32 protein-coding genes are annotated in these 26,796 nt (G+C 64.8%); 18 read left to right on the top strand and 14 right to left on the bottom strand.

Annotated features, from left to right (window positions below):
- Positions 1-18: 18 nt before the first annotated feature.
- The 4 genes from AC4D14_RS03830 to AC4D14_RS03815 all read right to left on the bottom strand — a co-directional run bounded on the left by AC4D14_RS03830 (position 19) and on the right by AC4D14_RS03815 (position 3,263).
- Positions 19-774 (bottom strand): CPBP family intramembrane glutamic endopeptidase, encoded by a 756-nt coding sequence (locus AC4D14_RS03830; protein WP_490900241.1) that lies wholly within the window; start codon positions 772-774, stop codon positions 19-21.
- A gap of 162 nt (positions 775-936) precedes the next feature.
- Positions 937-1,986, bottom strand: a complete 1,050-nt coding sequence (locus AC4D14_RS03825; RefSeq protein ID WP_490900240.1) for a GmrSD restriction endonuclease domain-containing protein — start codon at positions 1,984-1,986, stop codon at positions 937-939.
- A gap of 80 nt (positions 1,987-2,066) precedes the next feature.
- On the bottom strand, positions 2,067-2,441 hold the full coding sequence (locus AC4D14_RS03820) for a nuclear transport factor 2-like protein (protein WP_490900239.1): 375 nt from the start codon (positions 2,439-2,441) through the stop codon (positions 2,067-2,069).
- A gap of 171 nt (positions 2,442-2,612) precedes the next feature.
- Positions 2,613-3,263, bottom strand: a complete 651-nt coding sequence (locus AC4D14_RS03815; protein ID WP_490900238.1) for a DUF6226 family protein — start codon at positions 3,261-3,263, stop codon at positions 2,613-2,615.
- Between the two features lie 110 nt (positions 3,264-3,373).
- Here AC4D14_RS03815 and AC4D14_RS03810 point away from each other — a divergent pair, with 110 nt between their 5' ends.
- From AC4D14_RS03810 to AC4D14_RS03790, 5 genes are all read left to right on the top strand, one after another.
- A complete protein-coding gene (locus AC4D14_RS03810; protein ID WP_490900237.1) occupies positions 3,374-4,324 on the top strand; it encodes a hypothetical protein in 951 nt (316 codons plus the stop codon).
- Positions 4,325-4,345: 21 nt separating this feature from the next.
- Positions 4,346-4,765 (top strand): hypothetical protein, encoded by a 420-nt coding sequence (locus AC4D14_RS03805; protein WP_490900236.1) that lies wholly within the window; start codon positions 4,346-4,348, stop codon positions 4,763-4,765.
- 71 nt (positions 4,766-4,836) lie between these two features.
- The gene (locus tag AC4D14_RS03800; protein ID WP_490900235.1) at positions 4,837-5,502 is read left to right on the top strand and encodes an SDR family oxidoreductase; all 666 of its coding nucleotides are present in this window, start codon (positions 4,837-4,839) and stop codon (positions 5,500-5,502) included.
- Positions 5,503-5,547: 45 nt separating this feature from the next.
- Entirely contained in the window at positions 5,548-6,114 is a 567-nt protein-coding gene (locus tag AC4D14_RS03795; RefSeq protein WP_490900234.1) for an RNA polymerase sigma factor, read from the top strand.
- Complete coding sequence (locus tag AC4D14_RS03790) at positions 6,111-6,947, top strand: hypothetical protein (protein WP_490900233.1); 837 nt, start codon at positions 6,111-6,113, stop codon at positions 6,945-6,947. Before AC4D14_RS03795 ends, AC4D14_RS03790 begins: the two co-directional genes overlap by 4 nt.
- Before the next feature lie 19 nt (positions 6,948-6,966).
- Here the strand turns inward: AC4D14_RS03790 and AC4D14_RS03785 are convergent, their stop codons facing one another.
- From AC4D14_RS03785 to AC4D14_RS03775, 3 genes are all read right to left on the bottom strand, one after another.
- On the bottom strand, positions 6,967-7,830 hold the full coding sequence (locus AC4D14_RS03785; protein ID WP_490900232.1) for an oxygenase MpaB family protein: 864 nt from the start codon (positions 7,828-7,830) through the stop codon (positions 6,967-6,969).
- 100 nt (positions 7,831-7,930) lie between these two features.
- A complete protein-coding gene (locus tag AC4D14_RS03780; RefSeq protein WP_490900231.1) occupies positions 7,931-8,212 on the bottom strand; it encodes a helix-turn-helix domain-containing protein in 282 nt (93 codons plus the stop codon).
- A complete protein-coding gene (locus tag AC4D14_RS03775; protein ID WP_490900230.1) occupies positions 8,212-8,709 on the bottom strand; it encodes a DUF2975 domain-containing protein in 498 nt (165 codons plus the stop codon). The genes AC4D14_RS03780 and AC4D14_RS03775 overlap by 1 nt, the downstream gene beginning before the upstream one ends.
- 137 nt (positions 8,710-8,846) lie before the next feature.
- On the opposite strand from AC4D14_RS03775, the gene AC4D14_RS03770 reads away from it, so the two are divergent.
- The 3 genes from AC4D14_RS03770 (at position 8,847) to AC4D14_RS03760 (ending at position 12,252) form a co-directional block, all read left to right on the top strand.
- Positions 8,847-9,779 carry a ketopantoate reductase family protein gene (locus AC4D14_RS03770; protein ID WP_490900229.1) on the top strand — a complete coding sequence of 311 codons (933 nt, stop codon included), beginning with the start codon at positions 8,847-8,849 and terminating at the stop codon, positions 9,777-9,779.
- Between the two features lie 8 nt (positions 9,780-9,787).
- Entirely contained in the window at positions 9,788-10,552 is a 765-nt protein-coding gene (locus AC4D14_RS03765; RefSeq protein WP_490900228.1) for a formylglycine-generating enzyme family protein, read from the top strand.
- A gap of 209 nt (positions 10,553-10,761) precedes the next feature.
- Complete coding sequence (locus tag AC4D14_RS03760; RefSeq protein ID WP_490900227.1) at positions 10,762-12,252, top strand: glyceraldehyde-3-phosphate dehydrogenase; 1,491 nt, start codon at positions 10,762-10,764, stop codon at positions 12,250-12,252.
- 4 nt (positions 12,253-12,256) lie between these two features.
- On the opposite strand, the gene AC4D14_RS03755 is transcribed toward AC4D14_RS03760, so the two are convergent.
- Positions 12,257-13,045 carry a GNAT family N-acetyltransferase gene (locus AC4D14_RS03755; RefSeq protein WP_490900226.1) on the bottom strand — a complete coding sequence of 263 codons (789 nt, stop codon included), beginning with the start codon at positions 13,043-13,045 and terminating at the stop codon, positions 12,257-12,259.
- A gap of 62 nt (positions 13,046-13,107) precedes the next feature.
- Here AC4D14_RS03755 and AC4D14_RS03750 point away from each other — a divergent pair, with 62 nt between their 5' ends.
- The 3 genes from AC4D14_RS03750 to AC4D14_RS03740 all read left to right on the top strand — a co-directional run bounded on the left by AC4D14_RS03750 (position 13,108) and on the right by AC4D14_RS03740 (position 14,892).
- Complete coding sequence (locus AC4D14_RS03750) at positions 13,108-13,632, top strand: tetratricopeptide repeat protein (protein WP_490900225.1); 525 nt, start codon at positions 13,108-13,110, stop codon at positions 13,630-13,632.
- Positions 13,633-13,894: 262 nt separating this feature from the next.
- Positions 13,895-14,482, top strand: coding sequence for a dTMP kinase (locus tag AC4D14_RS03745; protein ID WP_490900224.1), 588 nt, complete (start codon positions 13,895-13,897; stop codon positions 14,480-14,482).
- A gap of 104 nt (positions 14,483-14,586) precedes the next feature.
- Positions 14,587-14,892: a DUF4193 domain-containing protein gene (locus AC4D14_RS03740; protein WP_490900223.1), complete on the top strand. Its 306-nt coding sequence runs from the start codon at positions 14,587-14,589 to the stop codon at positions 14,890-14,892.
- Positions 14,893-14,985: 93 nt separating this feature from the next.
- Here AC4D14_RS03740 and AC4D14_RS03735 read toward each other — a convergent pair whose 3' ends face one another.
- Complete coding sequence (locus AC4D14_RS03735) at positions 14,986-15,459, bottom strand: VOC family protein (protein ID WP_490900222.1); 474 nt, start codon at positions 15,457-15,459, stop codon at positions 14,986-14,988.
- 100 nt (positions 15,460-15,559) lie between these two features.
- Between AC4D14_RS03735 and AC4D14_RS03730 the strand changes: the two genes are divergently transcribed.
- The gene (locus AC4D14_RS03730) at positions 15,560-16,009 is read left to right on the top strand and encodes a DUF3054 domain-containing protein (RefSeq protein ID WP_490900221.1); all 450 of its coding nucleotides are present in this window, start codon (positions 15,560-15,562) and stop codon (positions 16,007-16,009) included.
- Positions 16,006-16,287 carry an Lrp/AsnC family transcriptional regulator gene (locus AC4D14_RS03725; RefSeq protein WP_490900220.1) on the top strand — a complete coding sequence of 94 codons (282 nt, stop codon included), beginning with the start codon at positions 16,006-16,008 and terminating at the stop codon, positions 16,285-16,287. Before AC4D14_RS03730 ends, AC4D14_RS03725 begins: the two co-directional genes overlap by 4 nt.
- Positions 16,288-16,299: 12 nt before the next feature.
- On the opposite strand, the gene trpD is transcribed toward AC4D14_RS03725, so the two are convergent.
- Positions 16,300-17,361, bottom strand: a complete 1,062-nt coding sequence (gene trpD, locus AC4D14_RS03720; protein ID WP_490900219.1) for an anthranilate phosphoribosyltransferase — start codon at positions 17,359-17,361, stop codon at positions 16,300-16,302.
- Positions 17,362-17,510: 149 nt separating this feature from the next.
- Between trpD and ctaE the strand changes: the two genes are divergently transcribed.
- The 5 genes from ctaE to AC4D14_RS03695 all read left to right on the top strand — a co-directional run bounded on the left by ctaE (position 17,511) and on the right by AC4D14_RS03695 (position 22,623).
- The gene (gene ctaE, locus AC4D14_RS03715; protein ID WP_490900218.1) at positions 17,511-18,149 is read left to right on the top strand and encodes an aa3-type cytochrome oxidase subunit III; all 639 of its coding nucleotides are present in this window, start codon (positions 17,511-17,513) and stop codon (positions 18,147-18,149) included.
- Positions 18,150-18,231: 82 nt separating this feature from the next.
- Positions 18,232-19,023 (top strand): cytochrome bc1 complex diheme cytochrome c subunit, encoded by a 792-nt coding sequence (qcrC, locus tag AC4D14_RS03710; RefSeq protein WP_490900217.1) that lies wholly within the window; start codon positions 18,232-18,234, stop codon positions 19,021-19,023.
- Between the two features lie 74 nt (positions 19,024-19,097).
- Positions 19,098-20,123 carry a cytochrome bc1 complex Rieske iron-sulfur subunit gene (qcrA, locus tag AC4D14_RS03705; protein ID WP_490900216.1) on the top strand — a complete coding sequence of 342 codons (1,026 nt, stop codon included), beginning with the start codon at positions 19,098-19,100 and terminating at the stop codon, positions 20,121-20,123.
- 2 nt (positions 20,124-20,125) lie between these two features.
- Complete coding sequence (qcrB, locus tag AC4D14_RS03700; protein ID WP_490900215.1) at positions 20,126-21,811, top strand: cytochrome bc1 complex cytochrome b subunit; 1,686 nt, start codon at positions 20,126-20,128, stop codon at positions 21,809-21,811.
- 197 nt (positions 21,812-22,008) lie between these two features.
- On the top strand, positions 22,009-22,623 hold the full coding sequence (locus AC4D14_RS03695) for a hypothetical protein (RefSeq protein WP_490900214.1): 615 nt from the start codon (positions 22,009-22,011) through the stop codon (positions 22,621-22,623).
- Positions 22,624-22,692: 69 nt separating this feature from the next.
- Here the strand turns inward: AC4D14_RS03695 and AC4D14_RS03690 are convergent, their stop codons facing one another.
- The 4 genes from AC4D14_RS03690 to ctaC all read right to left on the bottom strand — a co-directional run bounded on the left by AC4D14_RS03690 (position 22,693) and on the right by ctaC (position 26,647).
- A complete protein-coding gene (locus tag AC4D14_RS03690) occupies positions 22,693-23,490 on the bottom strand; it encodes a GntR family transcriptional regulator (protein WP_490900213.1) in 798 nt (265 codons plus the stop codon).
- 162 nt (positions 23,491-23,652) lie between these two features.
- Positions 23,653-24,054, bottom strand: coding sequence for a cytochrome c oxidase subunit 4 (locus AC4D14_RS03685; protein WP_490900212.1), 402 nt, complete (start codon positions 24,052-24,054; stop codon positions 23,653-23,655).
- Complete coding sequence (ctaD, locus tag AC4D14_RS03680) at positions 24,051-25,778, bottom strand: aa3-type cytochrome oxidase subunit I (RefSeq protein ID WP_490900211.1); 1,728 nt, start codon at positions 25,776-25,778, stop codon at positions 24,051-24,053. Before ctaD ends, AC4D14_RS03685 begins: the two co-directional genes overlap by 4 nt.
- A complete protein-coding gene (gene ctaC, locus AC4D14_RS03675) occupies positions 25,778-26,647 on the bottom strand; it encodes an aa3-type cytochrome oxidase subunit II (protein ID WP_490900210.1) in 870 nt (289 codons plus the stop codon). Before ctaC ends, ctaD begins: the two co-directional genes overlap by 1 nt.
- Positions 26,648-26,796 lie beyond the last annotated feature (149 nt).

Below are 26,796 nucleotides of genomic sequence, written 5' to 3'. Positions count from 1 at the left end.
GCCCGTCCTCGTGACAGCTCAGGCGACAGTGAACACGATCAGAATGACTAGCGCGTTGTTCGCCGCGTGAAGCAGGATGGGCGCCCAGAGGTTTTGGTGGAACCGGCGCAGGAGCGCCAGGGCCACACCGAGCACAAAGAGATGGACGAAATTGAGGATCGCCAAATGGAGAGCGGCAAAGAGCACTGCGGAGAGCACGACGGCTGCGAAGGGCTTGAACCGCCGCGAGAAACCGCTGAGGAAAGCACCCCGGAACAGCATCTCCTCCCACAGCGGCGTCAGGACAGCAATTACGACGGCGGCGAGGATGACGACCCCTGGGGGCAGAGCGGGGAGGTCAGCAAAGGGGCCGCCTGATGACCCGGCAGCTGAAGTGTCGACGCCCAGCGGGACAAGAGCAGAAAGGAAAAGGACCTGCAGCGTTCCGGCGGTCAGGATCGAGACGGGGATCTGCCAGAGCAGATGGAACATCCTCGGCGTCGGCCGCCGGAAACCCAGATCGGTGAGTCTCAGGCGGTTCCTTCGAATCAAATGCAGGTACAGAGCGAGGATGATCAGCGCTGTGGTTCCCGCAAGGAACACTACGATGGAAGTACCCGATGTGACGTCCACCAGGTCGAGCAGCCCGGCTGCCAGCACCGCACCGACGAACGCCGCGACATAGAGCACCACAAACAGCAGTGCCCACCACGCCTGTTTGAGGCTGACGTTGTTTTCCTGCCTCGCTGCACCTTGAAGTGCTCTGGTTGCCCCGTGGCCGAAGTGCTGGCTCATGCGCGTGTTTCCATCCATCTCCCCCATCCGGCCATCATGCCGCAGGGAAAGTAATCCGCCGAAACGGCACGGACGGGCGGTTCCATGGACCGAAGGTCCCGCACCCTCCGGATGCCGGATGTGTGATGCCGAGCACAACCAAGAGAGTGCCCTTCGCCTACATTAGGACTGGCAACCGACTCCGTCACCGTCTCGGTCAAACTTGGCGTCGAATCCCGGGTCGCCCGCGCGGATCGGAGCGGCCCCCGCTGCCCGGACTTCGGCGCAGCTGGCATAGGAGACATGGCCTGACGGTGGGGCCTCCGTGGCGGTCGCCTCTCCGACGGGAGGCTTAGGTGCCGGTGGGGATTCAACAGGCGTGCCCGGCGGCGGCGGGACAGCGGAGACGCTCTGAGAATCCTCGGGAAGCGGTTGGTCAGGGCACGAAGCGAGAACCTTGGCGATGGCATCCCGCTCTGCCGCGGTCACCCACAGTTGGTACTTGGCCTTCACCGCGGTCTGCCGTGCCACGTATTCGCAGCGGAACGCCTTATTGGCGGGCAGCCATGTGGCGGCGTCAGCGTCGCCCTTCTGGCGGTTCGCCGGCCCGTGGACGGCGAGCAGGTTCAGCGGATCGTTGGCGAAGTCCCGGCGGACCCCGGGAGAGAGCTGCTGGGCGCCGGTCACCCAGGCGTTGCCGAGCGCCACTACGTGATCAATATCCACGAGGGCGTCGCCGCCCTTCACGAAATCAATTCTCCTGCCGGTGTAGGGGTCGGCGAGGACGCCAGCGGTGACAACGCAGTCCTTAGTACCGGGTTTGAAGGTCTCCCCAGTCAGATCCCGTGCCAGGACGTCATTGCGGCTGTCGCATCCGTTCCGGTCCACATCGGCCCAGGCAGGCCCGAACTGATCCCGGTCGTACCCGGTTTTTGGGGCGCGGCCCTTGACCGCACGCGCCTCCAGTGCGTCAAGGGCGGCCGGCGCTGACGGGTTCGAGATGCCAGGAGTGACCGGCGGTACGGGATCGCTCTCACGGGCCGCGGAAGGGCTCTCGGCGGGTGCCGGGTTCTGCCCTATTGCAGCCACGTCATCCGGCACCGGAGTGCAGGCGGCCGTGCCCAGGGCCAGGAGGGCGCCGGCGATGGAGGTGAAGGCCTTGATGCGAGCCCTGTGGCCGAACACGCCGGCACCGGTGAAGTCTGTCCTGTCGGGGCGGATGGCAAATGGCACTAAGTCAGCCTAGCCCGGGGCGGGTCCCGGGAAGCGCATACTCGCCGGGCCACAACGCCGCATTTGGATGGCTCTCGGACCTACAGATTGATCAGGTAGCTCCTGATTGTGGTGACCTTGGCCGTTTTTGCCGCGGACGCGAACCGCAACACGTGGCAGAACGCCTGCTTGGTCCCATTGCGGAAGGTGATCACGCCGTCAACGCCGCCCTCCCTGCCGTGGGTGAGGATCGAGCTCAGCTCAATGTGGTCCACTTGGGTCTGCCCGGAGAGCCTGTCGGTCACGCCGGCCACTCCTTCGATCGCCTCACCACCGGGAATTTCCCAGTTCACCTTGTCGGCGAGCAGTCTATCGAGTTGTGGAGCGTTGACCTCGGCGAATGCGAGCACGATTTCCCGGATGACCAGATGGCGTGGGGCGTTGCCGCAGCCCTCCGGTTCCGCCATGGCGATCATCAGCTGTCAACGTCTCGTCTGTGCGGTGGGCCTGCGGCTACGCCATCTGCTGGTCTTGGTCATTGGTCTCCTGCCCTTCATCCAATCTCGACAGTTCATCTCAGCACCCGCTTTGCATATGACGGCGAGCGCGCCAACAGTGTGCACCCTCCACCCCGGTTCGGTTTCCTCCTAGCGCTTGAGCCCGCGCTCGGGCCACGCCGCCCAGTGCCGGGCGACGGGTTCACTGTCCATTGCTCGGGCAAGCTCCTGCCAACCCTCGGGAAGGTCCTCAAGCCTGCCGTTGCTCTGACACGTCCCGTCGGCCCCTCGAAGCTCCTTCCACACCGGCAGGGGGTCGCGCAGATCCACGGCTTCCCGCAACCCACCGCCCACGACCGCGAAAACCGTCCGCTCCATCGCTGATGCTGCTTCCTCGAGGGTTTCGTCACAGGCATCACAAGCACACGCAGGAAACGCCTCATTGAACAGCGTTCCGCAGTGAATCGTGGTCCCTGCGGCCGATGTGACGAAGGTGATCGGGGAAGCAGCGGGATCCGCCGGGACCAGCCTGAGCAGCTCCGTGGGGATTGCGGGCTGGTAGTAGCCGAATTCTTGTCCGTCCGTCGCTGCCCTTTCGACGTCGTAATTGCGGAGCAGGTACGCGATCAGTTCTCCTGTGACCTGCTGCAGCTGCGCGAAGCGCGCGATATTGCTGATCCGGCTGTAACTGTCATCTGGTGGCCCCCCTCTCGAGTGCCACCGATTCCCATACGCGATGACCAATCCGTCGGCATCCCGGAAGGTGGGCGGAGTTATTGGTGTGCGGGTGTACTCCTCCATTCCGTCATCCTAGGAGCCCACGTCAACCCCCGCAGCCGTTCGTGGAGGACTGGCTGCGGTCCGCCGGCACACTCCCGCCGCAGGTGACAAGTGGGGGCTAGGCTGACGACGTGCAAACTGTGGAAGATGCCCGGAGCCTGGCCCCGAGCCTCAAAGAAATACACCCCGTTCCAAGCTTGATGGTCGGGCTGGCCTCTGCTGCCCTCGGCCTGCTGCCCTGGCTGATCACCGGCATGCGCCTTCCGCTGCAGAATCTGTGGGCGACCGCGACGCCGCCTGAGGACATGCCGGTGACGTTCCTGCCTTTCAGCCAGTACGCGCTGATCCTCCTTGCCGCGGTGGTCATCACGGGCTCGGCGATTGCAGGGTGCGCAGTTCGGCGAGCGCCAGCACACGGACGGCGCCTGAAACTCAGCGCGGTCGCGCCTGGCGTGGTGGCGCTTCAGACGGTCGTGACTGTTCAAAGCGCGCTGACTGTCTCGGCCGGGCTGAGGAAAGTCCCCATCGCGGACCTTTACCTTTATGCGTTGATCGCGGGGACTGTCGCTGCAATGCTCTCGGGGATTCTTGTCCTGTTGCTCATTGCCCGGGCTCCTGCGGCCTGGGCGGTGATCGGCATGAGCATGGCCGGAGTGATGTCGGGTGCGTGGTTGGGCGGAATCGTGCTTCCGTTCGGATCCGTCTCGACGGATACGCAGTCGATGCTTCTGGGCGCGGTCCGGTGGGCCCCCGCCGTCGTCGTCGGCCTCATTTTGGTGTGGTGCGGTTTCAACACGATCGGCAGGGCCTTTGCGTCGATCACCGGCTTGCTCCTGCTGTGGGTTGGGCCCGCGGCATTCGCGGGCATCAGTGCAGCCGCGGGAACCCGTGTGCTCGCTCCCTCTCCCGACGAGATGGCGGAATACGGCGCACAGGTTTTCGTCAGTGCGCTCGGCCTCCAGGGAGGATCGCTTTCCCTCGTAGTCCTCGCCGTGATTGTCGCCGCCCTCGGGTCGGCTGCGCAATGGTCAGTTCAACGGAACCGTCTGGACAGTCCCGTGTATGGGAAACCACTTGGCTAGGGCATCACGGTGACGCGGCCGATGCTCTTCCTCGTCGCGGTTGGCGTCGCTGCCGGCGTCTGCGTTCCGGCCTGCACCGCGGTCGAACCATCGTCGGAAGCTGTGGCCACCACTCGGGTTCTGCTCGTTTCTACGGAAGTACGCGACGGAAAATCCGGACCAGAGGCACTGTTTGAAGGAACCCTCGTCCTCGATGCCGCGAACTGCGTGCAGGGGCAGGCCAAGGATGGCACGACATTCAATCTCCAGTTCCCCGCAGGTACGGTTCCCGACCCAGCTGATCCGGATGCCATCGATATGGGCTTCGCGACAATTGTCGTGAATCAGGAAGTCTCACTTGGGGGCGGCTACAGCGATGACGCCGGGCTGGCATCATCGCTTCCTGCGTCGTGTCGGCAGCCGGTTACATTCAAGGTCTACTCGACGTCCGACTCATATTGATGACCCAGAGGCTGTTCGGAAACATCACGGAGCTACGGGCAGCGGCCCGGTGGCTCACCTAGTGTTGGGGCATGCCTCTTGCCTTGATCACCGGAGCCGCCCGCAGTAACGGCATCGCCGCAGGGATCGCCCCGCGGCTCGTCGCCGATGGATGGAATGTCGTCACCAGCGACCTCAAAGGCACCGATTACCCCTGCGACCTTTCCGTGCCGACCGGCCCCGAGGAGTTGATCGGGACTGTCACACGCAACCACGGCCCGGTCACGGCGCTGATCCTGAGCCACGCGCACGACGTGGAGTCGGGGATCCTGGACACCACGGCGGAAAGCTTTGATATGCACGTGGCGGTCAACGCCCGTGCGAGTCTGCTGCTGATCGCCGCCTTTGCCCGCCAGCTTCCCTCTGTAGGCGGGGCAGTCGTCGCCCTCACCAGCGACCACACCACCGGCAACCTGCCCTACGGAGCTTCAAAAGGGGCGCTCGACCGCATCGTGATTTCCGCCGCCCGCGAGCTCGGACCCCGGGGCCTTTCAGCGAATGTGCTCAACCCGGGTCCGATCGATACCGGCTGGATGAGCGAGGAGCTGCGCGTCGAGCTGACCCCTCAACATCCCTTGGGACGCCTGGGTACTCCCAGCGATATCGCGGGCGTCGTCTCGTTCCTCGTTTCGAAGGAAGGACGATGGGTCTCCGGGCAACTGCTTAAGGCCGACGGCGGTTTCTCCGCCCTGTTCTGACACACCAGGCGACACACTTGGCCAGGTGGCGGACAGGTACAGTGCATGAGGCATTTCTCGGAGCTTCCGCAGCGGGAGCACACCTTCAGGTCGTTCTACGGGACGGTCTATCCCGATCTGCTCAGGTTTGTGCAACGACGCGCCCACCCGGACCACGCCGAAGACGTGGTCGCTGACGCGTTCCTTGTTGTGTGGCGACGGCTCGACGAACTGCCGCGCCTCCCAGAGGACGCCAGGGCATGGGTTTTTGGCATCACCCGGAACATCCTGCTGAACGCCCAGCGGGGAGAGCAGCGTCGCCAGGCACTGGGTGTGCGCCTCGCAGATGCCGCAACGGTGCCCTCTCTCGACTCGGACGCCGACCTTGTGGTGAGCCGCGTGGACCTGGGCAGAGCGTGGCGCAGCCTTTCCGAGGTCCACCAGGAGGCGCTCGGACTCGCGGTCTTCGAAGAGCTCAAGGCACCGCAGGCAGCGGCAGTGCTCGGCATCTCGCCGGTCGCGTTCCGCCTACGACTAAGCCGTGCCCGCCGGGCACTCCGACTCCTCCTCGAAGCCCTACCCCAGCCCTCCCCCACGCCGGCCGCCGTCCTTGGAAGGACAACCGCATCATGACCCGCACCCTGGACATCGACACAACGCTTCGATCGCTCGACGCCGCCCGCCACCACGGCGCCACCGCAGACACCCAACGGGCCCATGCCGATCTTCGGCACATCCTTGCCACCGACCCAACATCCTTTCCACGGGGCCCCCGGTCGTCGGCCACTGCCGGACGACGGCGCTCCCAAGGGAGCCCGGCCCGGACCGGCCGCAGGGCCGCCGTGATCCTCGGGGCGGCAGCCGCTGTAACTGCCGGCCTGATCGCCCTGCCGTCCCTGAACGGCGGCGACCCGGCATTCGCCACCTGGACGCCGCTACCTGCCGGCATGACGGAGCAGGAACAAGGCACCGCCGCAGCAGCGTGCCGCGCATCCCAAAAGGACACAGGCGGCGGAATGTACGCCCACGACGTCGAGACTGCCACGCTGGCGATCGCTGAACGCCGCGGCGCCTGGACCACTGTCGTCCTTGCCGGAACCGATGGGTTCTCGGCAATGTGCATCACCGACGACTCGACCCACCCGTTCGACAGCGGAATGATCGGCTCGGTGGGAAGACCGACCGGTTACGCCGCTCCTGGCCCCCGCGACCTCACCGCCTCGGATCTGGGCACCGGCACGATGAAAGCGGGCGATATCTCCTTGGCGGCCGGCTCGGCAGGTTCCGACGTCGCTGGAGTCAGTTATGAGAGCCGCACCCACAAGGAGGTGGCCGCCACCGTATCCGAGGGACGGTTCGCCCTCTGGCTGCCCGGTGACGAACTCGAAAACGCAGCAACGGAAGGGCTTGAGGTTGAAGTGACCTACCGGGACGGCACCACGGGAACCAGCCGGCTCAGCTTCTAGAGCGCCGGTCCTGGCCGCATTACCCCCGGACGCGGTTCAAGGCGACGAGGTAGTGGGGCCAGTACCGAGGCCGGGCCGGCAGCAAAGGCAGTGCGTTGCGGGTTGCCAGTCGGGCCGCGCCAAAGGCTGCCTGATCCCGGCGTCGCCAGGAGAGCCCGTAACCATCCCGCACGGCCGGTGGCAGGAGGCCGGCTGCGAGCAGCGCGGGAAAGGGACGGGCGAGCGGGGTCAGGATCGGCGGACTGGGAGACAGGATCTGCTTCGCCAGCAGCGCGGCGGTCGCACCGACGGTGAGCCCGTCGCGGATCTGGTCTTCCATGTAGCGTTCCAATCCGGGATATCCGTCGGGCAGAATCGATGCTGGGACCCCGAAGCGGTGAGCCATCCGGGTCATGTCCCGGTAGTACTCGTCGCATTCCGCCGCCGGGATCGAGCGGACGAACTTGTCGGTGACGGCGATCGACGTCCACACCAGGGTTCCGAAGACCCAGAGTGCGAGCTCGGGATCGTCAGCACGGTACGACGTACCCGCCGGTATCGGGCCGGTTGCGGCAGGTAGGGTGCCGCGGACGCGCCGATGCCGGCGTCCGACGCGACTGGCGGCGGCATGAACCTGGGCATGGTCGCCGAACGTGACGTGCAGGACGGCGTCAAGCGTGCCGCGGAGCCGGCGCAGGGGGTCGGTCGCGAAATTGCTGTGCGCCCGTACGCCTTCGGCGACGAGTGGGTGGGCTACCTGGAGCAGCAGGGCGGCTGGACCCGCCGCGAGGAGAATGCGCTCACGCCCGATACGCCACGCCGCCGACGCCGGGCCGAAAATGCCGGGGTCTCCGCTTTGTCCTGCCGGCGGACGTGGAGGGATGAATGCCTTCAGCGCCGGCATCAGTTCCGCCTGATTGCCACTGTGTCAACGCGCGTGGGTAGCAGCATGTCATCCGCAGCCGGCACGTCACCGTAGCACCTTGCCCGCCCTGCAACGTCCGTCATTGGCCTTGTCCGCCTCCCGGCCCCCGCACAGTGGCCGGGCGCTCCGCATGACCAGGACCGGCATGCTCGTCCACGTCATCGACCCACTCCAGCAGATCACCGGGCTGACAACCAAGAACCCTGCACATGGCCTCCAGCGTAGTGAATCGGACGGCTTTGGCGCGGCCGTTTTTCAACACCGCCACGTTCGCCGGCGTTAGCCCGATGCGGTCGGCGAACTCACCAACACTCATCTTCCGCTTGGCCAACTCAACGTCGATGCGCACAACGATCGGCATCAAATCACCTCGTCCAACTCCGTGCGGAGGTTCCGCGCCTCGACGTCGCGGGCTACCGCCTGCGCGAGCAACGCCCGCAGCACCAGGACGATCAGGGCCACCGCCGCGATCATCACCGCTACTCCCCCGATCAGCAGGACGACGCCCGGAGCGACGGCCTCCCCGGGAGCGAGTGCAACTCCCAACCCGAATGTCAGCAGGGACGCCGCCGCAAAAGCGCCGATCACGACGTCAACGAGGCGGAAGGCATCGGTCGAAAACACGGTCCCCCGGCGCACCATCGTCAGGAGTCCCCACACACAGACCATCGCCGCCTGAATCGCGAGGATGCCCAGAACGGTGAGGACAACGAGCGGGGTACGGATCGCCGCGACGTCCGGATCCGCCTCGCTCAGGTCAACCCCCAGCAGAGGCACCATCACGACTTGTACGAACAACGCACCGGCGAACATCATCACGAGGACTATGCGCAGCGCGATGACTGTCAGTTTTCCCATTTCATCTCCTTTGACCGAATCTCAGTGCAAAACTATCGATAGTCAATTGATAAAGCAAGTAGATCGTTCTTCAAGTGACTCGAGGCCTAGGGTTGGAACGAGAACCCAGCAACTGCTCGGACGGTTAGGAATCCACTATGCGCATTCTCGTCATCGGCCCCGGAGCCACCGGAGGTTACTTCGGGGGCCGGCTCGTCGAGGCGGGCCGCGACACTACCTTTCTCGCGCGTCCCGCCCGGGCAGCACAACTGAAGGAGCACGGCCTGACCGTGGTCGATCCGGACCGCGCTGTGACCCTGCACCCGCCGGTCATCACGGCCGACCAGCTTGACGCTCCCTTCGACCTGATCCTTGTCGCGGTGAAGGCCGATGCCCTCACCGCGGCTCTTGAGGGCATCGGCAGAGCCGTGACGAGCGAAACGCTCGTCCTACCCTTCCTGAACGGCATGGCGCACATGGATGAACTGGAGCGCCGTTTCCCCGGCCAGGTCCTGGGCGGGATCGTCCGGGTTGTCAGCACCGTCGATGAGTCCGGGCGCATCGTGCAGTTCAAGCCCATCAACACCTTGGCCCTTGGCGAACTCTCGGGCGAGCGAACAGCGCGGGTCGTCGAAGCCCTGGACACCCTGACCGTGCCGGGTATCGAGACCACACTGGCCGATGACATCACCGCGTCCATGTGGCACAAATGGGCGTTCATCGTCGCCTCCGGTGTGGCAACCTGCCTTTTCCGCAGCAACATCGGTGGGATTCTTTCGGTTCCCGGCGGCGAGGAGGCAGTGCTCAAGATCGTCGGCGAGTGTGAGGCCGTTGCTGCTGCTGCGGGATTTCCCGTGCCCGAGCACGAGCACCAGGCAACCATCGGCATGCTCACGGAGCGGGGATCGGTATTCACCTCGTCCCTGTACCGCGACGTCAGCGCCGGGCATGCCGGAGAAACCGAGCATCTCGTGGGGGACTTCGCCGCCCGTGCCCGTCAGCTGGGGGTGCCGACCTCGATCCTCGACCTCGCCCTGATTCAGCTCCGTATCGTGGGGCATGGCCAGCCCGAGTCTCCGCGCCGGCCGTGACCTTCTCGATGGCAGCGATTCCCGGGGGATCCCTCGAACTGCGGGATGCGCGGTCCGGTTCAATCCGCGACGTCCCGCTGATTCCGTTCGAGCTCGGGCGGACGGAGGTCACATGGGCCGACTGGCCAGCGGCTGCGGAGACCCGAAGCACCCCGCCCTTCCCGGCGAATGTGCCTGCCCACCCCGTGACGTGGTTTGAAGCTGTCCGGTGGTGCAATGACATGTCCGCCTCGGCCGGCATGGTTCCGGCGTACGCGATCCGCGACCGGGACGTTACGTGGGATGTCAGCGCCGACGGCTTTCGGCTTCCAACCGAAGCGGAGTGGGAGTGGTCCTGCCGCGCCGGAACGCGTACCCCTACCTACGGCGCGCTGTCGGAGATCGCGTGGACGGCTGAGGATCAGGTCGACGGTCCCCGGGCGGTGGCGCTCAAGGCTCCGAACGCTTTCGGCCTGTTCGACATGATCGGCAATGCGTGGGAGTGGTGCTGGGACTACGCCGATACCGCCCGGTATGGGGATTACCGGAGTATCCGCGGCGGAGGGTGGGCCGATCAGCCCTGGAGCTGCCGGGCGTCGGTGCGCCGCGGCAGTGCACCCGACGCGGTACTTGAGGATGTCGGATTCAGAGTGGCCCGTGGGTCGGTTGGTGAACCCGGCGCGCAAGCCGCCCAGGGCTGGTCGGCAGACGCCGATCGGCGCAGGGCGGACATCCGCGGACCACTCCCCGTCGGCTGGACCCCGCACCGGGGGCTGGCCTCGCGTACCAACTGACCGAAGGGAGCGCATCAAAGGCCTCCGGAGCAGCTGACCGGCCGCGCCGACAGTCCTTGGTGGTCCTTACCGGGAACGGAGTTGTCCGACACGCAGGAAAGACGGTCTAATGAAGGTAACCGACCAGTCAATGTTGCCTGGCGCTATCCCTGCGTCGCATCCGGCTGGATGATTCCGTGCCGGTCGACCCGGCGCAGTGAGGGACGCAGTTGACGCATCACGACCCGACCACGAGCCGCGAGACCTGGATGAGCCGCGAGGCGCTCGCCGAGGCGATGATTCCGGTGATCGGCCGCCTGTACCGCGAGAACAACGTTGTCACGAGCATTCACGGGCGCAGCCTCATCAATAAGTCGACGATGAACATCCTTAAGGCGCACCGTTTTGCCCGTCGCATCAGCAACGAGGAACTCCGGCTGGAGGACACCGCTCCCCTGCTCGAGATCCTCTCCGGCCTCGATCTCGGCGCGGCGGCGATCGACATCGCCCGGTTGCGCCTGAAGTTCGACCGCGAGGCCGACGGCCGCACGCTCGAGGCGTTCCTTCGGGACGAGCTCGCCGATGTCGTGGGGAAGGGCGGGCGCGACGAGAGGACGAGCACCGACGTCGTCCTCTACGGCTTCGGGCGCATCGGCCGCCTCCTCGCCCGCCTGCTCATCGAGAAGGCCGGCGGCGGGCACGGCCTGCGCCTGCGGGCGGTTGTTGTCCGCCGCGGGTCCGACAACGACCTCGTCAAGCGGGCAAGCCTGCTGCGCCGCGACTCCGTGCATGGGTCCTTCGAGGGGACCATCCAGGTGGATGAGCAGGCGGAGATCATCACCGCGAACGGGATCCCCATCCAGGTGATCTACTCGAACGATCCCTCGACCATCGACTACACCCAATACGGCATCCGCGACGCCCTCGTCGTCGACAACACCGGACGCTGGCGCGACGCCGACGGTCTTTCCCAGCACCTGCGCAGCAAGGGCGTGGCGAAGGTCCTGCTCACCGCCCCGGGCAAGGGCGCCCTGAAGAACATCGTCCACGGCATCAACCACGGCACCATCAGCGGCGACGACACCATCATCACGGCGGCGTCGTGCACCACGAACGCAATTACGCCCGTCCTGAAGGCAATCAACGACCGCTTCGGCGTGGTTCACGGCCACGTGGAGACCGTGCATTCGTTCACCAACGACCAGAACCTCATCGACAACTTCCACCGTGGTGACCGGCGGGGACGCTCGGCTGCCCTCAACATGGTGCTGACCGAGACCGGAGCGGCCAAGGCCGTGGCCAAGGCCCTGCCCGAGCTCGAAGGGAAGCTGACCGGCAGCTCGATCCGCGTCCCCACCCCCGACGTGTCGATCGCGATCCTGAACCTTACCCTGCGCGAAGGTACGACGAAGGACGAGGTGAACGCCTACCTGCGCGGCATGTCGCTTCACTCCGACCTGCGCAAGCAGATCGACTACATCGCCTCCCCCGAGGTCGTCTCAACCGACTTCGTCGGATCACGCCGCGCCGGGATCGTCGACGGTCTCGCGACGATCTCCAATGAGACCTTCCTCGTCCTGTATGTCTGGTACGACAACGAGTTCGGCTACAGTTGCCAGGTTGTCCGTGTCATGGAGGAAATGGCTGGCGTGCATCCTCCGGCCTTCCCCGCCAAGGACGCAACCCTGGAGCCGGCCGCCATGCCCCTGGTGGGTTCCTAGCCGGTCACCGTTGCCAGCGGTACGGCGTTGTGGTTGACACCTTGACCAATCCGTAGCGTTCGAGGATCGGCCGGGAGTACTCGGTGGAATCGCTGTGGATGAGGGTTTTTCCCATCGCGAGTGCGGACCTCGCCCGCGCTGCCGTGAGAGCCCGATAGATGCCCCGTCCCCGCCATTGCCTCCGTGTCGCCCCGCCCCAGATGCCGGCAAAGTCGGTTCCAGCTACGGGTTCGAGGCGGCCGGCGCTCACGATCTGGCCCTGGTGTTCGGCGATCCACAGTTCCATGCCGTCCTTGAGGGCGGCGCGGCGCAGCAGCGCCCGTGCCGACTCGTCGGAGATCCTGTCGCCGAAGACCTCGTCCTGCATGGCGCTCATCGCACGGATGTCGGATTCCCCGGTGACCTGGCGCAGGGAGACCCCGGCCGGGAGCGGCACGTCGACACAGAGCGCCTCCGCGCGTCCGATCATGATCGATTCGGTGTCGTCCGGCATGAAGCCGTTCTCCACCAGCGCGTCATGGAGCCCGGGCGCGTGGTCATGGCCGCGGGTCTTCCACTCCACCCTCGTGATCTCCGGATCTTCACGGTAGTGGGCGAGCGTGTTGACCACCCATCGGGCGATGGTCTTCACGCTTCCGCCGGCCAGGTCCTGGTAGGTGACGAACCCCCGCCCACCCGCAAAGGTCACCAGCCGTAAAGGGCCCAGGCGCGCGACGGCTATCGCGCTGGGCGTCTCCGCGTCGGTGCGCAGTTGCCGGTCATAGGCTTTCAGCAGCCGCTCGGAATGATTCACAATCACCAATCAGACCACAACCGACCATTCGGGCGTCTTTCGTTCCCAACTAGGATCAGGTCATGGAACAGTCCCAGGACATGGAGATCGAGGCCGCCGTCAGGCACGGTTATGCGCTGCGAGACCGGTCGAACATGCTGCCCACCATCGATTACTTCCTCCGGCTCCTGGAGAAATATCCGGCCAGTCCAACGGTTCTGTACGAAGTCGGAGGCGTCTATGACACCGCAGGACTCGAAGAAACAGCACGCGGATACTACGAGCGGGCATTGAGTTCCGGGCTTACCGGCGAGACCCTCAGGAAATGCCTGCTGCAGTACGGGAGCACCCTGAGGATCCTCGGTGAGCACGAAGACTCACTGGCCGTACTGCGCGGGGCGCGGTCGCAGTTCCCGGCGTCGGACTCGGTGCGCCTTTTCCTGGCGCTCTCACTCCATGCCGCCGCCCGGAGCGACGAGGCCGTTGCCGAGCTCCTGGAACTTGCCGCCGACAGGATCAACACACCCGAAGTGGAACGGTACGAAGCTGCGCTTCGAGGCAATGCCGCCCATCTCCTGAGCCGCGGCCCCGGCCCCGGTCCCGCCTGACGATCCTGAATGCGTCGGCCCCCCGGCTCCCAGTCCGTGCTGTGCATCTGCAGGACGGACCGGTCGCGACACGGGTGACCGGTCCCCCAAACTCACCCTGGAGGAGGAGGTGCTCGATGTTTCCGATGCGGTCGCCGGGACCTTCCGTTTCCTCCCAGCCTGAACGGTGCCGCGTCGGGCGCTTGCAGCAATCTCCGCCGCAGCTCCCAGGGCCGAGTCAGACTCGCCGTGGATAATGTCAGGTAATCCTCGGAAGGACATCATGCTCCTCGTGTTTATCGGCATCGACGGCGCGGGAAAGACAACGGCAGCCCGCGCGCTGGTCAGTGCCGCGCCGCCGCAGCGGCCGGTGTTGATGCTGGGCAACTACTCGGGCCGGCGGACACTGACAGCGTGGTGCCTGCGGCTCGGCTGGCAGCTCCCGGAAACGGTCATGGACCGCCTGGAAACAGCTGTCCGGATCATCAACGTTCTGGTGTCCTACCTGCGAGCCGTCCAGTTCGACGGGCTCGTGGTGATGGACCGGCACCTCTACTGCCAGCTTGCGCTGCGCAATTCGCGGGGGATCCGGCGAGGATGGCTGCTCCCCTGGCTGATCCGGCATCTGCCACAACCGGACGCCGTCCTCTACTTCGACGTGTCCCTTGACCAGGCATACGCCCGCATCATCGAGCGGGGAACCGACGTCGAGACGCTTGAGAGGCTGCGCGCCTACCGCGACGGATACCGCGCACTTCCCGAGTACGGGCGCTTCATCCGCGTTGACGCCGGAGCACCCACCGCCGCCGTGCTCCGGCAGATCGAACAGGTGGTTGAACCCATGCCCGCCGCATGCGCTGACAGCCCCTAATTCATATTTCGTCAACGTTTCGCGGGAATCAATCGGCGGTGCCGGAAGTTGAGAGTTGCACGTGTACGCTGTTGCAGCGTTCATCCGAAGGAGAGATCAAACCAATGGCAACCGACTATGACGCTCCGCGCGTCAGCCAGGAAGACCAGCCTGCCAATGAATCGCTTGAGGCGATTCAGGCCCAGCGCAGCGCTACGACCCAGACGGCCCTCATTGATGTCGAGGACAGCGATACGGCTGAAGGTTTTGACCTTCCCGGCGCTGACCTGTCCCACGAGGAGCTGCTGATCCAGGTCGTGCCTGAGCAGAACGATGAGTTCACCTGTATGTCCTGTTTCCTCGTTCATCACCGCAGCCAGCTCGCACGCGAGCACAACGGCAGCAAGTTCTGCACCGAATGTGAGGGCTGAACCCGCTCACCGCTTGCAGAGCGCATCAGGGAGATCGTTGGCGCCTGGCCGGAAGGCCGGCGCCTTCGCCGTTAACGGCTCGGCCCTTCAGGTTCACCCTCCGGCGTAGGAGCGCTGCAACTCCGCGATGTCGAGCTTCTTCATCCCGAGCATCGCGGCCACTGCACGTCCCGAAGCCTCAGGGTCGGGTCCCCCGAGAAGCTCCGGCAGGACGGTCGGGACAACCTGCCACGACAACCCGTACTTGTCCTTGAGCCAGCCGCATTGCTGTTCGGCGCCCCCGGCGGAAAGGCTGGTCCAGTAGTGGTCCACTTCCTCCTGCGTCTCGCATCCAAGCTGGAAGGACACGGCCTCGCTGAACGTGAACACCGGACCGCCGTTCAAGGCAACAAACTCCTGGCCGTTGAGCTCAAAGGAGACCGTCATCGCCTGCCCCGGCGTTCCTGGCCCGGCCTCCCCGTAGCGGGTCACCCCGAGCACCCGTGAGTTCGAAACTATCGACGTGTAAAACTCCGCCGCTTCCTCTGCCTCGGTGTCGAACCACAAGCAGGGGGTTATGCCTTTCATCGCTGAACCTCTCAGGACGTGACGCCGGCCGCCGCACTGGATGCGCGTAGCGCCGAGCGTAGTCCCCGCTCCCCTGCCATTCAACCCTTATTCTGGTTGCATGGCCCAGACTCACACCCCGGAGTACCGCTCATCCTGGATCGTCTGGTTGGCCGCGGATCTTGTGCTCGTCCTCCTCTTCGCAGCTTCGGGCCGCACCACCCACGCGTCGGGACTGACAGCAGGCGGCATCCTTGCAACAGCCGGCCCTTTCCTCGCCGCCTGCCTCGCCGCCTGGACCGCCGTCCGGGCCTGGCGCCTGCCCGGCCGGGTCTGGCCCACCGGCCTCGTTGTCTGGATCGGCACTGCGGGCGGAGGCCTCCTGCTCCGCGCAGCGACCGGAGGCGGCGTGGCCCTCAGTTTTCAGATTGTGACGTTCCTGGTACTCGGCATTCTCCTGCTGGCACCGCGGCTCGCCGCGGGCATCGTTACCCGGCGCCGGAAAACCCCTTCAGCGGCATCGCCGCGGTACGGTGAACTGGAAGCACCATCCACGAAAGGCCGGAAATGATCACCGCATTTGTTCTCATACAAACCGACGCTGCACGAATCCCGGAATGCGCCCAGGAAATTTCGGAAATTGAGGGCATCAGTGAGGTTTACTCGGTGACCGGCGAGTGGGATCTGATTGCAATGGCGAGGGTTTCGCGCCACGAGGACCTCGCCGACGTCATCGCCGATCGGCTGTCGAAAGTCGCCGGGGTTGAATCCACGACAACGCACATCGCATTCCGGTCGTATTCAAAGCACGACCTTGACGCTGCGTTCTCACTGGGTTTCGACAGCTGAGAACGCCTGCCGCTAGAACGAGCGGCTTACTGCCACCCAGCGCTCCAGCGCATCCCGCGCCGACCCTGAGTCAATAGAGGCGCGGGCCCGTTCCATCGCGGAGCGGATCCTCTCGACAAGCGGGGCCTCGTGGCTCTCATCGAGGGCAACCAGGCCCGCCGCCGCGTTGAGCACGACGGCGTCCCGCACCGGGCCGTCATCTCCCGCAAGGAGTTTGCGCACAACCGCGGCGTTCCCCGCGGCATCGGTGCCGCGCAGCGAATCAACACTGCTCTCGGAAACGCCGAAGTCGGCAGGGTGCACTGTGTGCTCGGTAATCTGCCGGCCGCGCACCTCCCAGATCGTTGAAGCTCCGCTCGTGGTCAGCTTGTCCCGGCCGTCGCTGCCCCGGAACACAAGTGCGCGGATGCCCCTGGCGGCAAGCACCCCGGCCATCAGCGGCGCCATCCGCGCGTCGGCGCAGCCCACCGCCTGTGCCTGGACGCCGGCAGGGTTGCTCAGCGGGCCAAGGAAGTTGAATGCTGTGGGCACGCCGAGTTCGCGCCGCGGGACGGCGACGTGACGCATCGAGGGGTGGAACACCTGCGCGAAGCAGAACGTGATCCCCGCTGCTTCGGCGGTGCGCGCGACGTCACCGGGGGTGAGATCAAGCCGGACGCCGAGTGCCTCGATGACATCGGCGGCACCCGCCGCCGACGACGCCGCCCGGTTGCCGTGCTTGACGACCTTCGCGCCGGCACCCACCGCCACCAACGACGACATCGTCGAGATGTTTACCGTATTGAGTCCGTCCCCGCCGGTGCCCACGATGTCAAGAGCCGGTCCGGCCACCGAGATCCGATGCGCGCGCTCCAGCATGGCCTCAACGAGTCCGACGAGCTCGTCGACCGACTCACCCTTGGCGCGAAGCCCCAGGAGGAACCCTGCAATCTGCGCGTGCGTCGCCTCCCCGGACATGATCTGGTCCATCGCCCACTGGGCCTGAAATCGCGTTAGGTCGCTGCCCGCAATCAATGCGGAAAACAGCGACGGCCAGGTCGTGCGGACGTCACCGGGGCTGGGAATTGTCGTCACACCCCTAGGTTATCTACGAATTGTAGAAAGTCGGTACAACTCGACTTCCGCGTCTTTACTGGGATCGGTGCCCCACCAGCATGTTTGGGGACGCGCCGACAGCGCAAAGCCATTGGTGAAGTGGCGAGTTTTAGAGACATAATGAGTCCGTGACATCTGCGACCCAAGCCCCCAGCGCCGCCCCACATCCCGCGCTCAACCGCCCGAACATGGTTTCTGTTGGAACCGTCGTGTGGCTGTCGAGCGAATTGATGTTCTTCGCCGGCCTCTTTGCCATGTACTTCACGCTCCGCTCCACCTCGGGTGACATGTGGGCGGCCGAGACGGAAAAACTTAACGTTCCGTTCGCGCTGATCAACACGATCATCCTGGTGTCGAGTTCGGTGACCTGCCAGTTCGGTGTGTTCGCCGCAGAGAGGCTTCAGCCGCGGCGCTCCGGCGGGCTCTTCGCCTTCGGCCGTTGGGGAATGGTGGAGTGGTTCCTCCTCACCTTCCTCCTCGGGTCGATCTTCGTCGCCGTCCAGGCATACGAGTACGCGCAACTGGTCTCGGAAGGGGTCGCACTGTCGTCGAACTCCTACGGCTCGTCCTTCTACATCACCACCGGCTTCCACGGCCTGCACGTACTCGGCGGGCTGATCGCCTTCCTCCTCATCATCGGCCGCGCATACGCGGCGAAGCGCTTCGGACACTTCGAAGCGACCTCCGCAATCGTCACCTCCTACTACTGGCACTTCGTCGACGTGGTTTGGATCGGACTTTTCATCATCATTTACTTCCTCAAGTGAGTTGCTCCTGTAGACTTTTCTACTAGAGGTAGAATCCGAACAGGGACTCAGGAACCATGGCAAAGAAGACAGGAACCATCGCGTGAAGGCACTATCCCAGAGGCGGCGTCACCCCCTAGCAGCGATCGCACTGCTGCTGATGGCGCTGCTGCTCACCGGCGGCATTTACGCGGTGGCCAGCTCGGCGAACGAAGCGAAGGCCCAGACCACCTCGTTCAGCGCCTCAGACGTTGAGGAAGGCGAGAAGCTTTTCGCCGCTAACTGCGCCTCGTGCCACGGCCTCGGCGCCACCGGATCCCCTGCGGCACCCTCCCTGGTCGGTGTCGGTGCGGCCTCGGTTGACTTCCAGGTAGGAACCGGCCGGATGCCCATGCAGATGGACGGGCCGCAGGCGCAGGTCAAGCCGGTCCAGTTCAACGACGAGCAGGTCCGCCAGATGGCCGCCTATGTCGCTTCCCTGGGTGCCGGCCCCTCCATTCCCGACGAGGAAATACTCGACGCTTCCAAGGGAGACTCCGCCAAGGGCGGAGAGCTCTTCCGGGTGAACTGCGCGATGTGCCACAACGCAGCGGCTGCCGGCGGCGCCCTGACCAGGGGCAAGTTCGCACCTTCGATCGAGGGCGTCGAAGAGAAGCACATCTACGAGGCAATGGTCACCGGACCGCAGAACATGCCCGTCTTCAACGACGCAAATGTCTCCCCCGAGGACAAGCGCGACATCATCGCCTTCCTCAAGACCATCGAGGATCAGGGCTCCCCCGGCGGAGCCGACCTCGGCTCGCTTGGCCCAGTCTCCGAAGGGCTGTTCATCTGGGTGGCTGGACTTGGCGTCATCATTGCCTTCACCGTCTGGCTTACCTCCCGGTCATCCTGATCCAGTGCCGCAGGTGGGATCAGAAGTGAATAACGAATTGCGAATGCAGCATCTAAAGAAGGATGAGAGGGATCATGGCCGACACTAGTCACGGCGCCCCGGATACGTCGGTCACCGTAGCTACGCCGGGCCAGGACGGCGTCGAGAGGTTCTCCGACCCGGGCCTGCCTCCGCACCGTCCACGCCTTGCGGACCGCGACCCTCGGGCCGCGAAGCGGGCCGAACGGCAGGTCGCCCTGCTCTTCACCATTTCGGTCCTCGGAACCCTCCTCTTCTTCGTCGGGTACTTCCTGATCCCGCTCAATGACACGATCGAACGCCTGCGGCTCCAGAACCTGACGCTGGGCCTCGGCACCGCGTTCGCGATGCTGGGCATCGGCGTCGGCGTTGTGCACTGGGCGAAGACCCTGATGCCCGATCACGAACTCACTGAAGACCGGCACGAGATCACCACCGAAAAGGACCGCGCCGAAGCCGAGCAGATCGTCGGGACAATCCTCGACGAAAGCGGCATCAAGCGCCGTCCGCTCATCCGCAACACGCTCCTCGGAGCGGCGATTCTGGCGCCCCTGCCGGCGATCGCCATCTTCAGGGACCTCGGCCCGCTGCCCGGTGACGTCCTCCGGCACACCATGTGGGACGCCGGGATGCGTTTGACCCGCGACCCCAGCGGCACCCCGATCAAGGCTTCGGATGTCACGGTGGGCTCGGCCTTCCACGTCATCCCCGAGGGCCTCAATGAAGTCGAGAACAAGCTCGAAGAGAAGGCGAAGGCAGTCGTCCTGCTGATGCGCCTGGATCCGGAAGAGCTCAATCCGTCGGCAGGCCGCGAGGACTGGGGATATGACGGAATTGTTGCCTACTCCAAGATCTGCACCCACGTTGGCTGCCCGGTAGCGCTTTACGAACAGCAGACACACCACCTGCTGTGCCCGTGCCATCAGTCCACCTTTGACCTCACGCAGGAATGCAAGGTCATCTTTGGCCCGGCCGCACGAGCGCTCCCCCAGCTACCCATCGCCGTCGACGACGAGGGCTACCTCATCGCAACAAGCGATTTCCAAGAACCCGTAGGACCTAGTTTCTGGGAGCGAGGCTGACAATGAGCAGCTCAACCGCGACGCACGGCTACGTGCCGAAGACCCGGGTCGGCCGGGTCGCCAACTTCGTTGACTCACGGGTTGGCGGAGCCGGCATGGTAAAGGAGTTTGGGCGGAAGATCTTCCCCGACCACTGGACGTTCATGTTCGGTGAGGTCGCCCTCTACAGCTTCGTCATCCTTCTGCTCTCGGGGACGTTCCTGACGTTCTTCTTCGACCCGTCGATGGCCGAGACGCACTACGATGGCAGCTACCTGCCCCTGCGCGGCGTGGAGATGTCGGTGGCCTACTCGTCATCGCTGGATATCTCCTTCGACATCCGCGGCGGGCTGTTCATGCGCCAGGTCCACCACTGGGCGGCACTGCTGTTCGTTGCATCGAACGCGTTCCACATGCTGCGGGTCTTCTTCACCGGAGCGTTCCGCCGCCCGCGTGAACTGAACTGGGTTGTCGGCACGCTGCTCCTGATCATGAGCCTTGCCGCAGGCTTCACCGGCTACTCCCTCCCCGACGATCTGCTCTCCGGCAACGGCCTGCGCATCATTGACGGCGTTGTGAAGGCCATCCCGGTCGTCGGTACGTACATCAGCTTCTTCCTGTTCGGCGGTGAGTTCCCGGGCACCGCGATCATCGGGCGCCTCTACGTCCTGCACATTCTGCTGGTCCCCGCAGTGATCCTGCTGCTGATCGCCGTCCACCTCTTCATGGTGGTCACCCACAAGCACACGCAGTACCCCGGCCCGGGCCGCACGAACAACAACGTCGTCGGCTACCCGGTTGGTCCTGTCTACGCCGCAAAGGCCGGCGGGTTCTTCTTCATCGTGTTCGGTGTGATTGCCGCCATCTCGGCGGCGTTCACAATCAACCCGATCTGGAACTACGGCCCCTACGACCCCTCTCCCGTGTCCGCCGGTACCCAGCCCGACTGGTACATCGGCTGGGTCGACGGCGCACTCCGCCTCATGCCCGGAACGTTGGGCCAGAACTTCGACTTCGAGTGGAACATCCCGTTCCCCTGGGGCGTCAACACACTGTCGATGAACGTGCTCTTCCCGGCGCTCGTCCCGGCCGGCATCGTCTTCACCCTCATGCTCGCCTGGCCCTGGATCGAATCATGGGTCACGAAGGACAAGACCGAACACCACCTGCTCGACCGCCCGCGCAACGCCCCGACCCGCACCGGTGTCGGTGTGGCCGGCGTCGTGTTCTACTGCGTCATGTGGGCCGCAGCAAGCTCGGACCTCATCGCCACCCACTTCCTGGTGTCGCTGAACGACGTGCTGTACTGGCTCCGCTTCCTGGTCATCGTCGGCCCGATCATCGGCTTCATCGTCGCCCGCCGCATCGCCCTGGCACTGCAGCGCAAGGACCGCGAGATCGCCCTGCATGGACGCGAGACCGGCCGAATCGTCCGGCTGCCCCACGGCGAGTTCATCGAGGTGCATGAGCCTGTCGACGAGTACCGCAGGTACAAGCTCGTCAACTTCAACTCCCCCGAGGTCACCCCGGCGCTGCCGGACGGTAACGGCCACATCAGCCGCTCGGAGAAACTCCGCGGCCGGGCCTCCAAGTTCTTCTTCGAGGACCGCGTCGCTCCGGTGACACCGTCGGAGCTGACCGCCGCTCACGCCGGCCACCACGGCGAGATCGCCGAGTCCCAGGACCGGGAGTCGATCGCCAGCCACTAGGCAAAGGCACGGTACACGGAAAGGGAATGCCCGGACAGCGCAGACTGTCCGGGCATTCCCCGTCTAATCGGGTTCCCGGATTTGTAGGGGCGTGTCTGCAGCCATCCACGACCCGCAGGCACAAGGTCTCGCACGTGCCGGCTGCTCGGTTGGTGCCGAGTGTTGACTTATCAGCAACTGATGGTTGCACTTGGCGGATGGCATCTGAACACGTTGAGTGGAAGCTGCGGATCGTAACCGGTCTCGTAGTGATTGCACTCGCCGTCATTTCCCTGCTCACAATGGGGCGAACCGCGCCGGGGCCCTTGTACGCGGACCTCCATGGTCTCCTGTGCGCCCTCCTGGTCGTTTGGGGCGGTCTGGTCCTCGCCGGGAAGATCATGGCCGGGAAGCTGGTGCGGACCCGCCGGCGATGGAAGTACGCGATGGTTATTGGATTCTCATCGCTCTTCATCATCCTTTCTATCCTCACCGCGATGGTTATCCCGGAGCGTGCGGGCGGCAGCCGGGCCCTGCCGTTGTTTCCCGCCGTCATCGGTTTGTTCGTCGCCCAGCTTTACGAGCCGGAAAGCGGTGCCCGCTTCAGCGTGGCTGACCTGAGCGACCGTGATGCCAAAACCTGGAAAGTGATCGCGCTTGTACCGGCCGTGGTTGGAACCGCTCTCGGATGCATTGCCGGTGCGGCAGCGGCTGCCGGTGACACCAGCACGGGTTTCACGCTCCTGTCGCTTGCACTGCCTCTTCTGGCTTTTGCCACCGTGTTCTTCATCGCGCTCGGGTCAAGGAACCGGCAGTTGAAGGCGAAACCCTAGGCCGGTCATGGCGCTTGGGACCGATGCGGGTCGCCGGGGGCCCGGCACGGGCCGAGCTTGTCCCAGCGGCTATCCGAGGCGCTTGGAGGTGTAAGCCCGCGGTGTGCGCATTCCCGGGCGCTGCAGGGGCACCCACAGCTTGTAACGATCGGCCCGGTAGTAGGAAACGGAGTAGTCGACCATTGAACGCGCTACGTAGGCGTGGCGCTGGATCTTGAGCAGTGGCGCTCCCATCTCCACGTTGAGCAGGCGCGCGATCGACGGGGACGCGGCGGTGGCCTCGATGGTGTCCTCTCCCCACTCCATCACCAGTCCGTACTTCTCGCTGAGCACGTTGTAGAGCGAGGTCGGCGGAGGGTCATCGAGGATGCCGCGGACCCGGTGGGCGGGGATGAAGTTCTCGTCAACGCTCATCGGCTCACCGTCGGCGAGGAGCTGGCGGCGGAACCGCACCACCTGCTGGCCGATCTCGAGCTGGAGCTCACGGGCCACGAGCGGCGTCGCACCGACCTGCTCAAAGCTCAGCACGTGCGCGTCGGGCACCATCCCCCGCCGCAGCATCTCCTCGCTGTAGGAGGTGAGCTTCATCTGCAGGTCGAGCTTCGCGTGCGCCACGAACGTACCGAGGCCGACGATCCGTTCGAGGACGTCCTCGGCCACGAGTGCGTCAATCGCGTGCCGGACGGTCATCCGGGCCACGCCGAACTGCTGGGACAGCTGCCGTTCGGACGGTATTGCCGAGCCGGGCTGGGCGTGCTCGGTGATGTACTCGCGGAGAATCTCCCGCAGCTGCACATGCTTGGCAACGGGCGAGCTGTCATCGAGAGCCGCTCCCCCCGGCAGGAAGCCCGGAACAGTCGCCGTCATCTCCAACCGCCCTCTCCACGCGCTGTAGCGCCGCCTCCATCGTCGGCTGCCGAATGGTTCGATTCTACCTACCCGGACTCCCCCATCATCTCCTCTGAACGCAAAGAAGGGGCCCGCACAGAGTGCGGGCCCCTTCCAAGCAGAGCGGGTGATGAGGATGGGTCAGTGGGCGTGAGCCCCGCGGCTGTACTCATAGACCCAACCCACAAGGGCGATGACCGTGAGGCCGAGCCCGATGTACAGAATCCACCAGCCGGCTGCCATCCCGAGGAACCCGGTGGCTGCGGAGATGCCGAGGAACAGCGGCCACCAGCTCCATGGGCTGAAGTGCCCCTGCTCACCCGAACCCTCGTGGATTTCGGCGTCGAGCCGGTCCTCGGGGCGCATGCCGACCCTGCGGCCGGTGAACCCGAGGTAGAACCCGATCATGATCGAGAGGCCCGCCGTCAGGTACAGCCCGAGGAATCCGACGGGTTCCTCCCATTCGACGAGGAAGCCGTAGACGGTTGCAACGAGCAGGAAGAACGGCGTCAGGAAGACGAAGAAGCGTGTCTCGATTTTCACTGGTTGGCGTCCTCTCGTGCGGCCGATCCAAGCAGCTTGCCGGCGGCGGAGTCGTCGGTGTGCTGCTGCTGCAGCTCGGGGTGGTGCAGGTCAAGTGCCGGACGCTCAGAACGGATCCGCGGCAGCGACGTGAAGTTGTGGCGGGGCGGCGGGCAGGAAGTTGCCCACTCGAGCGAAGCGCCGAAGCCCCACGGGTCGTCGACCTCGACCTTCTTGCCGCTGCGCCAGGTGATGTAGACGTTCCAGAAGAACGGGATCAGCGAGGCGCCGAGGACGAAGGAGGCGATGGTTGAGAACTGGTTCATTTCGGTGAACGCGTCCTCGGGAAGGTAGTCGGCGTACCGGCGGGGCATGCCGATCACTCCGAGCCAGTGCTGGATGAGGAAGGTTCCGTGGAAGCCGAGGAACAGGAGCCAGAAGTGGATCTTGCCCAGGCGCTCGTTGAGCATCTTTCCGGTGAACTTGGGCCACCAGAAATAGAACCCGGCGAACATCGCGAACACCACGGTGCCGAAGACCACGTAGTGGAAGTGGGCGACGACGAAGTACGTGTCCGAGACGTGGAAGTCGAGCGGCGGCGAAGCCAGGATGATGCCGGTGAGCCCGCCGAACAGGAAGGTCACGAGGAAGCCGAGGCTCCACAGCATCGGCGTTTCGAAGGTGATTGAGCCCCGCCACATGGTGCCGATCCAGTTGAAGAACTTCACGCCGGTTGGAACGGCGATCAGCATTGTGGTGAAGGCGAAGAACGGCAGCAGCACGGCGCCGGTGACGTACATGTGGTGCGCCCATACCGTCACCGAAAGTGCGGCGATGGCGATGGTTGCGTAGACGAGGCCCTTGTAGCCGAAGATCGGCTTGCGGCTGAAGACCGGGAAGATCTCCGAGACGATGCCGAAGAACGGCAGCGCGATGATGTACACCTCGGGGTGGCCGAAGAACCAGAACAGGTGCTGCCAGAGGATGGCGCCGCCGTTTTCCGGATCGAAGATGTGGGCGCCGAAGCGGCGGTCCGCTCCGAGGGCGAACAGTGCGGCGGCCAGCGGCGGGAACGCCATGAGCACGAGGAGGGCCGTCACCAGGGTGTTCCAGGTGAAGATCGGCATGCGCCACATGGTCATGCCGGGGGCGCGCATGCAGATGATCGTGGTGATGAAGTTGACCGAGCCAAGGATGGTTCCGAAGCCGGACAGCGCGAGGCCGAAGACCCAGAGGTCACCACCGACGCCGGGCGAGAACGTGGTGCTCGACAGCGGCGTGTAGGCGAACCACCCGAAGGAGGCGGCGCCCTGCGGGGTGATGAAGCCGGAGACGGCGATGGTGCTGCCGAACAGGAAGAACCAGAAGGCGAGTGCGTTCAGCCGGGGGAAGGCGACGTCGGGCGCCCCGATCTGCAGCGGCATGATCACGTTGGCGAAGCCGGCGAACAGCGGCGTCGCGAACATGAGGAGCATGATCGTGCCGTGCATCGTGAACAGCTGGTTGTACTGCTCTTTGGTCTGCAGGATCTGCATTCCCGGTTCGAACAGTTCGGCGCGGATGACGAGCGCCATCACGCCGGCCAGGCAGAAGAAGACGAACGAAGAGATCAGGTACATGTACCCGATCGTCTTGTGGTCGGTCGAGGTGATCCAGTTGACGACGATGCGTCCCTTGGTCCGCGGGACAACGCGCGGAGCAGCAGTGGTGCCCGCTTCCTCAAGTGTGTATTCGTAGGTAGACATCAGCTGCTCCTGGCAGGGTCAAAGTCGGGGTCGGCATCCGGGTAGGAGTCACGGTCGTAGTCGTCACCGAGTTGTCCTTCGTTGAGCGTCGCCATCTGGGCGTCGAACTCCTCCTGCGAGACGACCTCCACGTTGAAGAGCATCTCGGAGTGGTACTGGCCGCACAGCTCGGCGCACTTTCCATCAAACGTGCCCTCCTTGGTGGGAGTCAGGTTGATGTAGTTGGTGCGTCCCGGGTAGAGGTCCCTCTTCTGCAGGAATGCCGGAACCCAGAAGGAGTGCTGCACATCGCGGGAAGTGAGCTGCAGTTCAACCGATCGGTTGACGGGCAGGTAGAGCGTCGGAAGTTCTTCCTCGACGCCCGGCTCACCGGTGAGGGCAACCTGTACTCCGGTGGAGTACCGGTTCTCGTTGACGTAGTTGAAGTCCCAGGACCACTGCTTGCCGCGGACGTCGACAACAATGTCGGGATCGTCGACGCGGGTGTCGATGGCGCGCTGCTCGCGTTCGGTGAAGTAGAAGAACACGAGGACCATGAACAGCGGGATGGTCAGATAGAAGATTTCGAGCGGAAGGTTGTAGCTGAGCTGGCGGGGGTATCCGGTGTCGTTGCGGCGGCGGCGGTATGCGACCATGCACCAGATGATCAGGCCCCAGGTGATGATGCCGACGACCAGCGCTGCGATCCACGAGTTAACCCACAGGTCGATGATCTTGCCGGTGTGGTTGGTGGTGTCGGCGTCTGAGGGCAGCCAGCCCCTCCGGACTTCCGTTGAACAACCGGACAGCAACACTGCACCGGCCAGCGCGAGGCTGGAAATCTTTGCGACCCTGGCGCGATTGCCGCCGGTTCGGCCCTGCAAACTCACAGACGGACCTTCCTTCTCTACGTGCGTTGCCACCCGCAGTCTGCTGCAGTCCGGGGTGCCCATCCAGTTTTACTACTCACTGTAGAGCTTACCTGCAGTCGAAGCCATCGTGTGACATTCGCGGGGGCCCCGCGTCGCGGATTTCTCCG

The sequence above is a fragment of the Arthrobacter sp. TJ-254 genome, from assembly GCF_058269175.1.
Note: the sequence above shows the minus strand (reverse complement) of the source record. Positions and strands in the feature narration are given on the sequence as shown.

What these genes read in the sequence shown, in the direction of transcription:
- AC4D14_RS03830 (WP_490900241.1), bottom strand. Translation starts at nt 774, where the DNA reads ATGAGCCAGCACTTCGGCCACGGGGCAACCAGAGCACTTCAAGGTGCA.
- AC4D14_RS03820 (WP_490900239.1), bottom strand. Translation starts at nt 2,441, where the DNA reads ATGATCGCCATGGCGGAACCGGAGGGCTGCGGCAACGCCCCACGCCAT.
- AC4D14_RS03815 (WP_490900238.1), bottom strand. Translation starts at nt 3,263, where the DNA reads ATGGAGGAGTACACCCGCACACCAATAACTCCGCCCACCTTCCGGGAT.
- AC4D14_RS03805 (WP_490900236.1), top strand. Translation starts at nt 4,346, where the DNA reads ATGCTCTTCCTCGTCGCGGTTGGCGTCGCTGCCGGCGTCTGCGTTCCG.
- AC4D14_RS03800 (WP_490900235.1), top strand. Translation starts at nt 4,837, where the DNA reads ATGCCTCTTGCCTTGATCACCGGAGCCGCCCGCAGTAACGGCATCGCC.
- AC4D14_RS03795 (WP_490900234.1), top strand. Translation starts at nt 5,548, where the DNA reads ATGAGGCATTTCTCGGAGCTTCCGCAGCGGGAGCACACCTTCAGGTCG.
- AC4D14_RS03790 (WP_490900233.1), top strand. Translation starts at nt 6,111, where the DNA reads ATGACCCGCACCCTGGACATCGACACAACGCTTCGATCGCTCGACGCC.
- AC4D14_RS03785 (WP_490900232.1), bottom strand. Translation starts at nt 7,830, where the DNA reads ATGCCGGCGCTGAAGGCATTCATCCCTCCACGTCCGCCGGCAGGACAA.
- AC4D14_RS03780 (WP_490900231.1), bottom strand. Translation starts at nt 8,212, where the DNA reads ATGCCGATCGTTGTGCGCATCGACGTTGAGTTGGCCAAGCGGAAGATG.
- AC4D14_RS03775 (WP_490900230.1), bottom strand. Translation starts at nt 8,709, where the DNA reads ATGGGAAAACTGACAGTCATCGCGCTGCGCATAGTCCTCGTGATGATG.
- AC4D14_RS03770 (WP_490900229.1), top strand. Translation starts at nt 8,847, where the DNA reads ATGCGCATTCTCGTCATCGGCCCCGGAGCCACCGGAGGTTACTTCGGG.
- AC4D14_RS03765 (WP_490900228.1), top strand. Translation starts at nt 9,788, where the DNA reads ATGGCAGCGATTCCCGGGGGATCCCTCGAACTGCGGGATGCGCGGTCC.
- AC4D14_RS03750 (WP_490900225.1), top strand. Translation starts at nt 13,108, where the DNA reads ATGGAACAGTCCCAGGACATGGAGATCGAGGCCGCCGTCAGGCACGGT.
- AC4D14_RS03745 (WP_490900224.1), top strand. Translation starts at nt 13,895, where the DNA reads ATGCTCCTCGTGTTTATCGGCATCGACGGCGCGGGAAAGACAACGGCA.
- AC4D14_RS03740 (WP_490900223.1), top strand. Translation starts at nt 14,587, where the DNA reads ATGGCAACCGACTATGACGCTCCGCGCGTCAGCCAGGAAGACCAGCCT.
- AC4D14_RS03735 (WP_490900222.1), bottom strand. Translation starts at nt 15,459, where the DNA reads ATGAAAGGCATAACCCCCTGCTTGTGGTTCGACACCGAGGCAGAGGAA.
- AC4D14_RS03730 (WP_490900221.1), top strand. Translation starts at nt 15,560, where the DNA reads ATGGCCCAGACTCACACCCCGGAGTACCGCTCATCCTGGATCGTCTGG.
- AC4D14_RS03725 (WP_490900220.1), top strand. Translation starts at nt 16,006, where the DNA reads ATGATCACCGCATTTGTTCTCATACAAACCGACGCTGCACGAATCCCG.
- qcrA (WP_490900216.1), top strand. Translation starts at nt 19,098, where the DNA reads ATGGCCGACACTAGTCACGGCGCCCCGGATACGTCGGTCACCGTAGCT.
- qcrB (WP_490900215.1), top strand. Translation starts at nt 20,126, where the DNA reads ATGAGCAGCTCAACCGCGACGCACGGCTACGTGCCGAAGACCCGGGTC.
- AC4D14_RS03695 (WP_490900214.1), top strand. Translation starts at nt 22,009, where the DNA reads ATGGCATCTGAACACGTTGAGTGGAAGCTGCGGATCGTAACCGGTCTC.
- AC4D14_RS03690 (WP_490900213.1), bottom strand. Translation starts at nt 23,490, where the DNA reads ATGACGGCGACTGTTCCGGGCTTCCTGCCGGGGGGAGCGGCTCTCGAT.
- ctaD (WP_490900211.1), bottom strand. Translation starts at nt 25,778, where the DNA reads ATGTCTACCTACGAATACACACTTGAGGAAGCGGGCACCACTGCTGCT.